The following is a 12,745-nucleotide window of genomic DNA, read 5'->3' on the forward strand; positions in this document are numbered from 1 at the left end:
TGCTCTTGCGACCGACGGTTTTCATGTCCAGCCTGCCTGCTCCCCCTATTTCCCATCCGATGGCTGTTGGTGCGCTCGACCGGCCGCTGGCCTGGCGCGCGGGGCAGTCGGTCGATCTGGCCACCTTCATCGCGCATGTGCACGGTCTGGCGCAGCAGCTGCCTGAAGGTAGCCATGCAGTGAATTTGTGCGAGGACCGCTACCGTTTCATGGTGGCGTTCTACGCGTGCGCGCTGCGCGGGCAGGTATCGCTGCTGCCATCGTCGCGTGCACCTGCGGTAGTGGGCGAAGTGCAGGCGCGCCACGCCGATGCGTACTGCCTGGGCGATCTGGACCTGGAGCTCGCGCCGCCGCGGTATTGGCAGCTGCCTGCCGAATTGCCGCAGGCTGCGGGCCCGATTCCACAGTTGGCCGACGACGCGCTGGTGGCGATCGGTTTCACCTCGGGCACCACCGGCAGCCCGCAACCCAATCCCAAGACCTGGGGCAGTTTCCTGACCAGCACGCGCCAGGATCTGGTCGCGCTGGAAAGCCTGTGGGCGCACACCGACGCTGTGCCGCACGTGGTCGCCACGGTGCCGCCGCAGCACATGTATGGCATGGAGTTGTCGGTGCTGCTGCCGATGGTGACCACCCTGGCAGTGCACGCCGAGCGCCCGTTCTTCCCGGACGATGTGGCGCGTGCGCTGGCCGATATTCCCGCGCCGCGTGTCTTGGTGACCACGCCCGTGCATCTGCGTGCGTTGGTCGAATCCGGCGTGGCACTGCCGCCGCTGGCCGGCATCGTGTCGGCCACTGCACCGATGGCGCCGGAAATCGCCGCTGCGGCCGAAGCGCGTTTCGGTGGTGAAGTGCGCGAGATGTTCGGCTCCACCGAAACCTGCGTGTTCGCCGTGCGTCGCACGGCGCTGGAAGCGGCATGGACGCCTTTGCCCGGTGTGCGCCTGGAAACGCAGGCCGCAGGCACGCTGGTGCATGCGCCGCATCTGGCCACACCGGTGCTGCTGGCCGACATGATGGACGTGGCCGACGACGGCCGTTTTCAGGTACGCGGCCGTCAAGCCGATCTGCTGGAAATTGCCGGAAAACGCGCATCGCTGGCCGATCTCACCCGGCGCCTGCTCGCCATTCCCGGTGTGGTCGATGGCACCATCGTGCAACTCGCGCCCGACTCCGGCCAGGCGGTCGGCCGCATCGCCGCGCTGGTGGTCGCTCCCTCCCTGGACGAAGCCCAGGTGCTGGCCGCACTGCGCGTCAGCGTAGACCCGGTGTTCCTGCCGCGCCGTCTGCGCAAGGTCGCCGCATTGCCACGCAACGAAACCGGCAAACTGCCGCGCGATGTGGTGCTGGGCTTGCTCAAGGGTGAGTGAGGCTGGGTAAGCCCGTCTGCAGCTCGCTCACGCCGGCCAGATGAGAGCGGACGGCTCACTGGTCAAGCGCTGGATGCGCGCAGAGTTAGGCCGTGGGGAGCACGTCTGTTGGTGGGTCCGGCTTCGGTCGGTTCGCTTGCATGCGGTCGGCTTCGGGAGTCGTCATCGCCGTTGCTGGGTGCGGCAACTTCGTTGCGTCGCCCTTGTACGTCATTGCCGCGCTGCGCGTGTTGCATTTGGCTTCGCTGGCAACCCGCACCGGGCATCGTTGGGCAAGCTCCATCTGGCAAGCTGTGGCACACTCGGTCCAGGCGGCAGTGCTGGGGAGCATGGTTGCACCATCCAACCTTTTTCGGCCGCTCACTGCCTGACAACTCTTCGAGCCGAAGAGTGCTTTGCAACTCGGTTTAATTCAGGCGTTAGGCGGTAGGACGGATCTTTGAGGGGGATTGATGCCATACGAGCTAAAGGATCGCTTGGTCATTGGGGTTGCATCGAGTGCTGTGTTCGATTTGCGGCACTCGGATGCCGTGTTCAGGAGCCAAGGCGAGGAACAGTATCGGAAGTATCAGGAAGAGAACCTGGGCTCCCCGCTGCCTAAGGGAATAGCTTTCCCCTTCATAAAGCGCCTTCTTGCGCTCAACGACCTCAGCCCAGATCCCACGGATCCTTTGGTCGAGGTCGTGCTTCTCTCCCGCAACGATCCAGATACTGGCCTGCGGGTGATGAAGACTATTGAGCACTACGGCCTAGGGATGACAAGAGCGATCTTCATGCAGGGGCGGTCGCCCTACGAGTACATTCCTGCTCTCAACATCGCACTCTTCCTGTCTGGACATAAGCCAGATGTCGAGGCTGCAATTGGCCTTGGCCATCCCGCCGGGCAAGTGCTCGATTCAGAGTTTGACGATGATGAAGATGATAAGACTCTTCGCATAGCGTTCGACTTCGATGGTGTCCTCGCGGGGGACGAATCAGAATCGGTGATGCAAGCCTCCGGTCTCTCGGCGTTCCACGACCACGAAGTGAAGAACGTGATGCAGCCTCACAATCCCGGGCCGCTTAAAGAGTTCTTGGTTCGGGTGTCAAAGATTCAGTCCGTTGAGGAGGTGCACCGGGAGCAGAATCCCGATTACCAAAATCGAGTCCGCGTTTCTATCGTAACTGCACGTAATGCCCCCTCCCACGAGCGCGCACTTAAAACTCTTAAAAGTTGGGGCGTCATGGCAAACGATGCATTCTTTCTCGGCGGAATTGAGAAGGGCAAGGTCCTCGGAGTGCTGAAGCCGCACATCTTCTTCGATGACCAGTCTGGCCATCTGGAGTCGGCAAGCGCGGTTGCCCCTTCGGTTCACATTCCCTTCGGCGTCACAAATCAGCCGAAGCTCGGTGGTGAGTCGCCTGCAGTCTAACAACTCATGTACGGACTCCCATTGCAATAGCGCACAGCGTGAGCGTCGATGGGCGAAGCGGATCGGTTGCAGTCGTATAGACGGCCTTGGGTTGCGCATTGAGTGCTCGGGCCATCATGAAATCCGCAGAATGATGGTCGTCTCTGCCTGGCGCATGCCGCGTCCCGCACTCCGCAATGCGCGTGTCAGTGGATCGCCGGCCTGCGGGTCGTCCCGGGCGGCAGCATCCGCACGTACAGCATCCTTCAGCCATGCACCCCATCGATCTCCACCGCCAGCTCATCGCGGCAGATCACTGCGTGCAGCAGCAGGCGTGGCACCGCGTCGCCGAAGCGGGCGTCCAGTGCCTGGGCGACCTTGGGCAGGTCGTCGCGTTCGCGCACATAGACTTTCAGGCGGGTGCCGGCACCGAACTGCGCGGGTAACGCCGACGCGTGCAGGCGCGCGGCGCCGAGCAGGGCGTCGAAGTTGGCGAAGGTTTCTTCCAGCTGCGCCAGCAGTTGGCCGGTGTGCATCGAGGCGTGGCCCACCACGGCCGCGGTGCCTGACAACAGCAGCGGCATGTCGCTGCCGGCCGGCGGCAACATGGCGCGCGCGAAACTCGGCGGCTGCGGGCCGTACTGGCGCGGGTAGTTGTAAGCGCTCACCTGCCGCGGGTTTTCCAGCGGCATACCGGCATTGGCGGCCGCCAACCAGTAAATCTGGATGATGCGCTCGTCATCGCAACGGCCCACGGCGGTGGCGGCCGGCAATTGCGCCGTGTCGAATGCGCCCAGTCCGCGTGCACGGCCCACGCAAAACTGGCGGTAACGTTCGCGGTCGCCGCTGCCCAGGGTGATGGCGTCCAGGTAATTCCAGATACGCAGCAACCGCGGCGTCTGGCTGCCGCTGACAAAGGCGGTGATTTCCGCATACGCCTTGGCGGCGGCTTCTTCGATATCGAGGTCCTGCTCGTCGATCTCGATCACGCCAAAATGCAAATGACCGTCGCTGGACCAGGCGATATTGCCCTCGCGGCCGCTGCGCACCGGCGCAGCGGTGCGCCAAACTTCCAGCACGCTGGCCTGATACGGCTGCAACGGCACGCGCAGATAGCGCGGGTCGTGCAGGCGCGGCGCCGCATCGCCGAAGCCGAACACGGCCAGCACCTGCGGGTCGGCCAGCAACACGCCGGGGTCGGTCTGGTCAACATAGTCGACCTGCAGGCGGGGATGGCGCACGGCGTGCGTGGTCTGGGCCTGGGAAGCGGTCATTGAGCGTCTCGTTGTTGCGTGTCGCGTTGCAAGGTGTCGCCCTCGAAGCCGAGCTTGGCCTGGCGCCGGCGGTGGCGCCACGACTGCCAGGCGCGCGGTAGCATCGACAAAGTGGTGAGTGCGTACAGGGCACGGAAGGCGCGTAGGCGAATGCGGACTTTGGGGCTGTCGAACACGTCGCCGGCCAACATTGCCACCACCGCCTGTTCCACCTGCCAGGTGTTTTGCGGCTGCGCGAACAAGGTGCGCATGGTGGGTGAGGTGAAGCGGTAGATGAACCACTTGAATTCGTCCACGCCGCGGGTCAATTCGCGTTGTAAGGCACGCTGCAGTTTCGCTTCCGACTGCGGGGCGCGTAGTGCGGCATCCACCATGGCTGCGCCGCGTTCGGCGCCGTGCATGGCCAGAAACACGCCGGAGGAAAACATCGGGTCGACGAAGGTGTAGGCATCGCCCAGCATCAACCAGCGCGGCCCTGCCATGCGCGTGCATTCGTAGGCGTAATTGCCGGTGGCATGTACCGGTGCCACGCGCTCGGCGTCGAGCATGCGCGCGTTGAGTTCGGGATTGAGCGCCAGCGTGCGCATCAAAAAGGCCTCGCTGTCGCCCTTACGGGTTTTCATGTACTCGGGGTAGCAGACTGCGCCCACGCTCATGATGTCCTCCGGCAGCGGAATCAGCCACATCCAGCCATGCGCATGCCGGTAGATGCTGATGTTGCCGGCATCCTCGCCCGGGCGCCGCGTCACGCCGCGGAAGTGGCTGAACAACGCGGCCGATTGATGCTTGGCGTTGGCGCGTTTGAGCTTGAGGCGGGTGCCCAGAAAGGTATCGCGGCCGCTGGCATCGAGCAGATAGCGCGGGCGGAACTGCTGTACGCCGCCGTCGACCGTGCGTGCCTGCAGCAGCGGTTGTTCGCCGTCGAACGCGACCTGCTCCACGCTGACCTGTTCGCGTGCATCCACGCCCGCCGCGCGCGCGCGCTGGAACAACACCTGGTCGAATTGCGCACGCGGCACCTGGAAGGCGAAATCGGCCTTGGCATCGAGCGCGTGCGAAAAACGAAACGTGTTGTAGCCGCCGCTGTCGTTCGGGAAATCCGCGCCACGCTTGAGCACGCCGATGGCGCGCACATCGGCGAGCACGCCCAGGCGTTCGAGAATCGGCATGTTCATCGGCAGCAACGATTCGCCGATATGAAAGCGCGGATGCTGCTCCTTCTCGAGCAGGGTAACGGACCAGCCGAGCTCGGCAAGCGCGATGGCCGCAGTGCAGCCAGCCGGGCCGCCGCCGACGATCAGGACATCCGGACACTCCGGTCCGGGAGCCGGCCCGGCTGCCGGCATGGCGGTCGGGGTGTGGCGAACAGCGTTGGAAGTCATCCTGGAACGAACCTGCAGCGGGCGAGCGTCATGCAGTCATGATAACCTGCTCTGCCGCCCTGACAGCCCGCGGGCCGCCGATCCATGTGTGAACAACGCCGGCAGCACGTGCAGGCGTCGGTCAGACCGCGCGGCAGATGCTCGGATTGGCAGTGACGGCAACGTACACTACGGCCGACGCGACGCCCACGCACTCCGATGGTCGCCCGCGCTGCTGTTGCTTCTTCCCACTCTTGCCGCCCTACCCTGACCTGTGGAAATCCTGGATGTCCTCGCAAACCGCTGCCGAACGTGAACTGGCCGAACTCCTGGTCGAAAGTCTGAACCTGGAAGACGTCCAACCCGCCGACATCGATCCGGAGGCGCCGTTGTTCAACACCGGGCTGGGGTTGGACTCGATCGATGCGCTGGAACTGGCGCTGGCGATCAGCAAGCGCTACGGCTTCCAGCTGCGTTCGGACAACGACGAGAACCGTCGCATCTTCGCGTCGCTGCGCGCATTGTCGGCGCATGTCGAAGCCAACAAGACCGTCTGATCTGCCGACTGCGCCATCCCCCGACGCACCTGCATGGGTGCTGGGCATGGGCGTTCTGCTGGCGGTGGCGTATTCGCCGTTGGCGCATTGGGCCAATGCCAGTCACCGCCCGGAGGTGGCCGCCATCGCCGGTGGTTTGCTGGTGCTGATGGTCTTGATCGAACCGATGGTTGCGCGCCGGGCCTGGGCCTGGGCGCTGGCACTGCTGCTGCTCGCCGGATTGGGCGTGCTGTGGCATTCGCCGTACGCGATGGTGGTGCTGGCGGCGCCGCCGGTGGTGTTTACCGGTTGGGTCGCCTGGTTCTTCGGGCGCAGCCTGCGCCACGGCCGCACGCCGCTGATCACGCGCATTGTGGAAGGCCTGTACGGCCAGGCCGGCATGCCGGTCACGCCCGAACAACGCCGCTACACGCGCCGTCTCACGCTGGCCTGGGCATTGCTGCTGTGCGGCCTGACCCTGGCCAATCTGGTGCTCGGCCTGTGCGCCGAACCCAGCGGCGTGCTGACGCAGTTGGGCTATGCCTCGCCGCTGCCGATCAGCGATGCGCGCGCCTCGTTGTTCGCCAATCTGCTCTGCTATGGCGTGATTGGCGGTTTCTTCATTGGGGAATATCTATTGCGCGGCCGCTGGTTTCCACAGCGTCCCTATCGTAATCTGCCAGACTTCTTGCGTCAGATGGCGCGGCTCGGGCCGGACTTCTGGCGCGATCTGCTGCGCTGAGTGCGTGGCCAGGGGTAGCGACGTACGTGCATACTTTCGGGGACAAGACAAAGATGCCGTTGGCAAGGATGCCGTCGCGCCTGGCGTGGGCTGTGTTCAACCTGTTGCAATTGGCATTCACGCTGGCCTTTACCGCTGGCGGGATCGTCTACGCATTGGCATTGATGGCGATCACGCGCGATGCCGACCGGATGTTGCGCATGGGGAGCTGGATGTGGGCGCCAGTGCTGTTCCGCGGCGCGGGAGTCACGGTCATCGTGGAAGGGCGCGAGCGGGTGGATTGGTCCAAGAACTATCTGTTCGTGAGCAACCACCAGTCGATCATCGACATTTGCGCGCTGTTCTACGCCTTGCCGGTGCCGCTGCGCTTCTTACTCAAGGAAGAAATGCTCAAGGTGCCGTTCGTGAACTGGTATGCGCGCGCTACCGGCATGCTGTTTCTGGACCGCGACAGCCGCAGGGCAGGGGCACTGGTGCGACGTCAGGTGGCTGCGTTGTTGCGCCAGGGCAAACAGTTGTGTCTGTTTCCCGAAGGCACCCGCAGCCGCACCGGCGCATTATTGCCATTCAAGGTCGGGCTACTGCAGGCTGCTATCGATGCTGGCGTGCAGGTGGTTCCGGTGGCGCTGGACGGCTGCGGCAGGGTGTTGCCGGTCGATGGCCTGTTCAGGGTGCGCCCCGGCATCATCCGCGTGCGGATCGGTACGCCGATCGCTGTGACCGGGCCGGATGCGCCGGATCGCCAACAATTGACCGAGCAGGCACACAAGGCCGTGGCTGCAATGCTTCACCCCAGGATCTGAGTTCCACGCTTATGGATTTCGTTGTGCCGCATGATCATCCCTGCCTGCCCGGACATTTCCCGGGTCGTCCCGTGGTGCCTGGCGTGGTCGTGCTCGACCATGTGCTGCAGGCGGTGGAAGCACTGCATGGTCCACGCGCGGCCGCGCGCCTGCCGCAGGTGAAGTTCGTGCAGCCGTTGCTGCCCGGCCAGACCGCCTCGGTCACACTGGAAGGCGATGGCCCGCGTTGGCGCTTCCGTGTGCAGCGTGCCGATGTAGTGCTGGTCAGCGGCGAACTGGTGGCGGAGGCGGGGACATGAGCAAGCACTGGAAACAGCGTCCGGAAGGCGGTGGGCGCTTTGCGCTGTGGCTGATCCGCGGCATCGCACGGCACGGCGGGCGTGTAGTGGGACGCGCGCTGCTATATCCGATCACGCTGTACTTCCTGCTGGTGCGCGCGCCTGAGCGCGCCGCCTCGCGTGCCTATCTGGCGCGGGTACTCGGCCGCCCGGCCACGCTGCGCGATGTGGCGCGGCACATTCACACCTTCGCCTCGACCATCCTCGATCGGGTGTACATGCTGTGCGGGCAGATGCAGCGCTTCCGCGTGGATATCTCCGGCCTGGATCAACTGCATACGCAAATGGATCGTGGCCGCGGCGTGCTGATCTTCGGCTCGCATCTAGGCAGCTTCGATGCGCTGCGCGTGCTGGCCACCGAGCGCCCGGACGTGCAGGTCAAGGTGGTGTTGGACAAGGCGCACAACCGCGCCATGACCGACCTGCTGGGCGCGCTCAACCCGCAGCTGGCCGCCAACATCATCGACGCCGGCATGGATGCGACCTCGATCGTCATGGCGATCAAGGAAGCCACCGACGCCGGTGCGCTGGTGGCGCTGCTGATCGATCGCCCGCGCGAAGGCGACCCGGCGCTGCCGGCGATGTTCCTCGGCCGCAATGCCATGTTCCCGACCTCGCCGTGGCTGATCGCCGCTGCGCTCAAGGTGCCGGTGGTGCTGGCATTCGGCCTGTATCACGGTGGTAATCATTACGAGCTGGCGTTCGAAACCTTCAGCGAAGGCCTGGACGTGCCGCATCGTCAGCGCGCCCCCATGCTTGCGGTACTCATGCGCGATTACGCTGCCAGGCTGGAACATTACACTTGCTACGCGCCGTACAACTGGTTCAACTTCTACGATTTCTGGAACACCCACCATGCCGATGTGCCGCACCCTGCCGTGGATGCTGATACTGCTGTTCAGCGCCGCACCGCTATGCGCCGCACCGCCTGAGACGCTCGACGTCGGGCAGGTGCTGGAGCGCCTGGCGCGCCCCGCACCGGTCAGCACCGAATTCGTCGAACTGCGGGGCTCTTCCTTGCTGAAGACGCCGTTGCGCGTCGAGGGCCACTACCGTCGCCCGGATGCGCAGACGCTGGTGCGCGAAGTCAGCGCGCCGTACCACGAAACCACCACGCTGACTGGCGACGAAGGCGTGCTGGAACGCGAAGGCAAATCGCCGCGTCGTTTCTCGTTGAGCCGTGTGCCCGAACTGGCCGGCTTGAAGTCCGGCTTCGGCGCGCTGTTGTCCGGCGACCGCGCGCTGCTGGAGCAGCACTACAGCGTCAGTGGGCAGGGCCAGCCGCAGGCCTGGCTGCTGACGTTGCAGCCCAAGGACGCCGCGGTGGCCAAGCAGGTGCGCCAATTGCGTCTGTACGGACGCAAGGACGAACTGCGGTGTATCGAAAGCGTGCCGGCCAAGGGCGACGTGCAGCGCACGCTGCTGGCCGGTGCGGCGCGCGAAGCGGCCGGCGTGACCGATGCCACCGCGCTGACAACGCTCTGCCACGGTTCTGGCGCGTGACCGCGCGCGTGATGGGTGCGCCGGTCGTCTCTAAACACATCGCACCATTCGCAGCTGAAACGCGCACGTTGCCGATAACGACCGATGCCGCGCCTGCGGCCGGCGTGCGTTCGGCCGCTGCAGCAGGACACGCACACCATGGCGCTTGAGTTGAACGCAAACCGCCGCATCGGCCTGGCGCTGCTGTGGCTGGCATTGCTGGCGGTGGCCGGATTCTGGTTGAGCGAGACGCTCAAGGTTACCGGGGATCTACGCAAATTCATGCCCGCCCCGCGCACGCCGGCGCAAAAACTGTTGATCGAAGAACTCGGCGAAGGCCCTGGATCGCGGCTGCTGCTGATGGCGTTGTCCAATAGCGACCCCGTCACCTTGGCCGAGCAGTCGCAGCAACTGCAGAAAGCACTGGCCGCACAGCCGGAGCTGTTCGAGCTGGTCGGCAACGGTGGTAACGCCGGGTTGGAGGCGATTCCCAAGCGCTTGCTGCCGTATCGCTATCTGCTCAGCGACAGCTTCGACAAGACTCCGCTGGATGCGCCCACGTTGGAAGCGGCGTTGCAGGCGCGCGTGCAGGATCTGGGCTCGCCGGCGGCAGCCATGGTGGAGCCGTTGCTGCCGCGCGACCCCACGATGGAAATCCTGCATCTGGCCGAAACCCTGCAGCCGGCAGCGATGCCGCAGACGCGCAATGACGTGTGGTTCGATCGTGCCGGCACGTCGGCGCTGTTGATCGTGCAGACGCGCGCGGCCGGCTTCGACCCCACCGGCCAGCAGCTGGCCTACGACGCCGTGCAAGCGGCCTTCGCGAAAGTCAGCAAGGGCACGTCCACGCGCTTGACGCTGACCGGGCCGGGTGCATTCGCGGTGGAAATCACCGCGCGCACCCAAGGCGAGGCGCAATGGATCGGCACGCTGGATACGGTGGGCCTGGTGCTGTTGCTGCTGGTGGCCTACCGCAGCTGGAAGATTCCGGTGCTCGGCGTGTTGCCCCTGGCCAGCGCCGGTCTGGCCGGCTTGGGCGCTGTCGCAGTGCTGTTCGACGGCGTGCACGGCATCACCGTGGCGTTCGGGTTCACCCTGATCGGCGTGGTACAGGATTATCCGATTCACTTGTTTAGTCATCAGCGCCCCGGTCTGGATCCGCGCGAAAACGCACGGCATCTGTGGCCGACGTTGGTCACCGGCGTGGTTTCCACCTGCATTGCCTATGTGACCTTCCTGTTTTCCGGTGTGGACGGTTTGCGGCAGCTGGCGGTGTTCACCATCGCCGGCCTTGCCACCGCCGCGGTCACTACGCGCTGGATGCTGCCGGCCTTGATCGATCCGGCTCCGCGCGACTATGCCGATTCGCGCCTGCTGGCCGTGCTGTGGCGTGGCGTGGCACGCTTGCCGCGGCCACGCATCGTCAGCCTGGCGGTGATGGCCGTGCTCAGCATTGCCGTGATCGTGCTTGCGCCGGGGCAGTTCTGGCAGAACGATCTGTCGAAGCTGACGCCGGTGCCGCCCAAGGCATTGGCGCAGGACATGCACCTGCGTCAGGAACTGGGTGCGCCGGATGTGCGTTACGTGCTGGCGCTACCGGCCGCGAACGATGAGGCGGCACTGCAGGCCAGCGAGCAGTTGCGCCCGCGCCTGGATGCATTGGTGCGCAATGGTGACTTGCTCGGTTACGACATGGCGGCGCGCTATCTGCCCAGCGCCAAGACCCAGCATGCGCGGCAGGCGGCGTTGCCCGACGCCGCGCAGGCGCGTGCGTTCACCGAGACTGCTGTCGCCACCACGCCGTTCCGCAGCGATGCGTTTGCGCCGTTCCTGCAGGATCTGGACGCCGCCAAGCGCGCCGCACCGCTGCTGCCGAAGGATCTGACCGGCTCGCCGCTGGCGACCTCGGTCGGTGGTTTGTTGCTGGGCCGTGGCGATCGCAGCACCGCACTGGTGTCGTTGACCGGCCTGCGCGATCCGGCGGTCCTGGCGGCTGCCGTGCAAGGCAGTGGCGCGCAATTGCTGGATCTGAAGGAAGCCTCCGAATCGTTGGTGGCTGCCTACCGTGGACGCGTGCTCGGTGCGCTGGTATTGGCCGCCTTGTTGCTGGCGGTGACCGTGGCGATCGCACTGCGTAGTCCGCGCCGCATCGTGCGGGTGTTGCTGCCGATGGCGCTGACCACGGTGCTGATCCTGGCGATCCTGCGCGGCACCGGGGTGGAGCTCAATTTGTTCCATCTGATCGCGCTGATCCTGGCCGCCGGCCTGGGCCTGGATTACGCGCTGTTCTTCGATCACGCCGGCGACGATCACGCCGACCAGCTCCGCACGCTGCACGCATTGATCGTGTGCAGCCTGATGACCCTGCTGGTGTTCGCGTTGTTGGCCGCGTCCAGCATTCCGGTCTTGCGTGCGATCGGCAGCACGGTGGCGCTGGGCGTGTTGTTCAATTTCATTCTGGCCTTGCTGGTATCGCGCGAACCGGCGCTGGAACGCACCGCGAATGGAGAGCCGCATGCAGGGACGTGACGCGATTGCCACGCTGATTCCACACCAGGGCAGCATGTGCCTGTGGGAAGACGTGATCGAGTGGGATGCGCAGCGCATCGTGCTGCGTAGTCACGCGCATCGCAGCGATGCGCATCCGTTACGTTCCAACGGGCGCCTGCGTGCACTACATCTGTGCGAATACGGTGCGCAGGCCATGGCCGTGCATGGCGGTTTGCTGGGCCGCGCATCCGGCAAGCCGGTACGCCCGGGCATGCTGGTGGCGCTGCGTGGCGTGGAGTTGCACGTGACCCATCTGGAAACGCTGCCGGAGGCGATCGACTGCGAAGCGCAGGTGCTGATGCAGGGCGAGGACAGCCAGCAATACAGTTTTCGCCTGACGCATGGCGAGCAATTGCTTGCCGAAGGGCGTGCCACGGTGATGCTGGGCGCTGCGCAGGCGTAGCGCGTTTGATCAATAGGCCGGCTCGGTGCCGGCGCTATTTGCGGTCGATTCAGAGCAGCGAACAAAACGACTGCGCTCACCGCCAGGCGGGCGCGGCCGGTGCTCGTAATCGGCATGTACCACGCGTACACTCCGGTTCTGAGTGCGCCGTCCGCACCCACCTGACGACTGCTCGCTACGTTTTGTTAGCCGCTCTTACTAATAAGTCAGTAAATTAGGGAGCGGATGTTGACGTCATGCTGTCCAACCATCCATGAAGAAGAGAGACGGACGTTTGGTATCGCGGGCGGCGCTGGAAGAAATGCGCCTGATGGCGTTGCAACGGATGGGCGAAGGCGAATCGCCGGCCGAAGTGGCCGCGTCGTTCGGATTGCATCGCGGCTGGGCGTACAAAGTGCTGGCGCGAGCACAGGAGGGCGGCGCTGGCGCATTGATGACGCGTAAGGGCAGCGGTCGCCCGCGGACGTTGACGCCGGCGCAGGAGCGCCAGGTGTT

Annotated in this window: 13 protein-coding genes and 1 other RNA gene; 12 read left to right on the forward strand and 2 right to left on the reverse strand. The window is 65.0% G+C overall.

Annotated features, from left to right (window positions below; genetic code table 11):
- Positions 1-23: 23 nt before the first annotated feature.
- Complete coding sequence (locus tag WJW29_RS17895) at positions 24-1,370, forward strand: AMP-binding protein (RefSeq protein WP_041182320.1); 1,347 nt, start codon at positions 24-26, stop codon at positions 1,368-1,370.
- 452 nt (positions 1,371-1,822) lie between these two features.
- Positions 1,823-2,782, forward strand: a complete 960-nt coding sequence (locus WJW29_RS17900; RefSeq protein ID WP_011409666.1) for a 5'-nucleotidase — start codon at positions 1,823-1,825, stop codon at positions 2,780-2,782.
- Positions 2,783-3,027: 245 nt separating this feature from the next.
- Here the strand turns inward: WJW29_RS17900 and WJW29_RS17905 are convergent, their stop codons facing one another.
- Positions 3,028-4,035 (reverse strand): pteridine-dependent deoxygenase like protein, encoded by a 1,008-nt coding sequence (locus tag WJW29_RS17905; RefSeq protein WP_011409665.1) that lies wholly within the window; start codon positions 4,033-4,035, stop codon positions 3,028-3,030.
- Positions 4,032-5,381, reverse strand: a complete 1,350-nt coding sequence (locus tag WJW29_RS17910; protein WP_011409664.1) for an NAD(P)/FAD-dependent oxidoreductase — start codon at positions 5,379-5,381, stop codon at positions 4,032-4,034. Before WJW29_RS17910 ends, WJW29_RS17905 begins: the two co-directional genes overlap by 4 nt.
- A gap of 302 nt (positions 5,382-5,683) precedes the next feature.
- On the opposite strand from WJW29_RS17910, the gene xanC reads away from it, so the two are divergent.
- From xanC to WJW29_RS17960, 10 genes are all read left to right on the forward strand, one after another.
- Positions 5,684-5,953: a xanthomonadin biosynthesis acyl carrier protein XanC gene (gene xanC / locus WJW29_RS17915; protein WP_011260626.1), complete on the forward strand. Its 270-nt coding sequence runs from the start codon at positions 5,684-5,686 to the stop codon at positions 5,951-5,953.
- 37 nt (positions 5,954-5,990) lie between these two features.
- Positions 5,991-6,674, forward strand: a complete 684-nt coding sequence (locus WJW29_RS17920) for a ketosynthase (RefSeq protein ID WP_080493953.1) — start codon at positions 5,991-5,993, stop codon at positions 6,672-6,674.
- A 53-nt stretch (positions 6,675-6,727) separates the two neighbouring features.
- Complete coding sequence (locus WJW29_RS17925) at positions 6,728-7,477, forward strand: lysophospholipid acyltransferase family protein (RefSeq protein WP_011409662.1); 750 nt, start codon at positions 6,728-6,730, stop codon at positions 7,475-7,477.
- A gap of 71 nt (positions 7,478-7,548) precedes the next feature.
- Positions 7,549-7,776 carry a hypothetical protein gene (locus tag WJW29_RS17930; protein ID WP_228329590.1) on the forward strand — a complete coding sequence of 76 codons (228 nt, stop codon included), beginning with the start codon at positions 7,549-7,551 and terminating at the stop codon, positions 7,774-7,776.
- Positions 7,773-8,747: an acyltransferase gene (locus WJW29_RS17935; protein ID WP_011260623.1), complete on the forward strand. Its 975-nt coding sequence runs from the start codon at positions 7,773-7,775 to the stop codon at positions 8,745-8,747. The genes WJW29_RS17930 and WJW29_RS17935 overlap by 4 nt, the downstream gene beginning before the upstream one ends.
- Complete coding sequence (locus WJW29_RS17940) at positions 8,671-9,318, forward strand: LolA-related protein (protein WP_011409661.1); 648 nt, start codon at positions 8,671-8,673, stop codon at positions 9,316-9,318. Before WJW29_RS17935 ends, WJW29_RS17940 begins: the two co-directional genes overlap by 77 nt.
- Positions 9,319-9,456: 138 nt before the next feature.
- Positions 9,457-11,826, forward strand: coding sequence for an MMPL family transporter (locus WJW29_RS17945; protein WP_042465789.1), 2,370 nt, complete (start codon positions 9,457-9,459; stop codon positions 11,824-11,826).
- The gene (locus WJW29_RS17950; protein ID WP_011409659.1) at positions 11,813-12,250 is read left to right on the forward strand and encodes a phosphotransferase; all 438 of its coding nucleotides are present in this window, start codon (positions 11,813-11,815) and stop codon (positions 12,248-12,250) included. Before WJW29_RS17945 ends, WJW29_RS17950 begins: the two co-directional genes overlap by 14 nt.
- A 114-nt stretch (positions 12,251-12,364) precedes the next feature.
- Positions 12,365-12,441, forward strand: a non-coding RNA gene (locus WJW29_RS17955) — sX9 sRNA.
- 62 nt (positions 12,442-12,503) lie between these two features.
- On the forward strand, positions 12,504-12,745 hold a 242-nt coding region (locus WJW29_RS17960), incomplete at its 3' end, for a helix-turn-helix domain-containing protein (protein WP_143704901.1).

Source organism: Xanthomonas sp. JL1 (assembly GCF_038405005.1).

Excerpts from the sequence above, each read along its gene's own strand:
- WJW29_RS17910 (WP_011409664.1), bottom strand. The coding sequence starts at position 5,381 with ATGCCGGCAGCCGGGCCGGCTCCCGGACCGGAGTGTCCGGATGTCCTG.
- WJW29_RS17935 (WP_011260623.1), top strand. The coding sequence starts at position 7,773 with ATGAGCAAGCACTGGAAACAGCGTCCGGAAGGCGGTGGGCGCTTTGCG.
- WJW29_RS17940 (WP_011409661.1), top strand. The coding sequence starts at position 8,671 with ATGCCGATGTGCCGCACCCTGCCGTGGATGCTGATACTGCTGTTCAGC.
- WJW29_RS17895 (WP_041182320.1), top strand. The coding sequence starts at position 24 with ATGTCCAGCCTGCCTGCTCCCCCTATTTCCCATCCGATGGCTGTTGGT.
- WJW29_RS17905 (WP_011409665.1), bottom strand. The coding sequence starts at position 4,035 with ATGACCGCTTCCCAGGCCCAGACCACGCACGCCGTGCGCCATCCCCGC.
- WJW29_RS17900 (WP_011409666.1), top strand. The coding sequence starts at position 1,823 with ATGCCATACGAGCTAAAGGATCGCTTGGTCATTGGGGTTGCATCGAGT.
- WJW29_RS17925 (WP_011409662.1), top strand. The coding sequence starts at position 6,728 with ATGCCGTTGGCAAGGATGCCGTCGCGCCTGGCGTGGGCTGTGTTCAAC.
- xanC (WP_011260626.1), top strand. The coding sequence starts at position 5,684 with ATGTCCTCGCAAACCGCTGCCGAACGTGAACTGGCCGAACTCCTGGTC.
- WJW29_RS17945 (WP_042465789.1), top strand. The coding sequence starts at position 9,457 with ATGGCGCTTGAGTTGAACGCAAACCGCCGCATCGGCCTGGCGCTGCTG.
- WJW29_RS17950 (WP_011409659.1), top strand. The coding sequence starts at position 11,813 with ATGCAGGGACGTGACGCGATTGCCACGCTGATTCCACACCAGGGCAGC.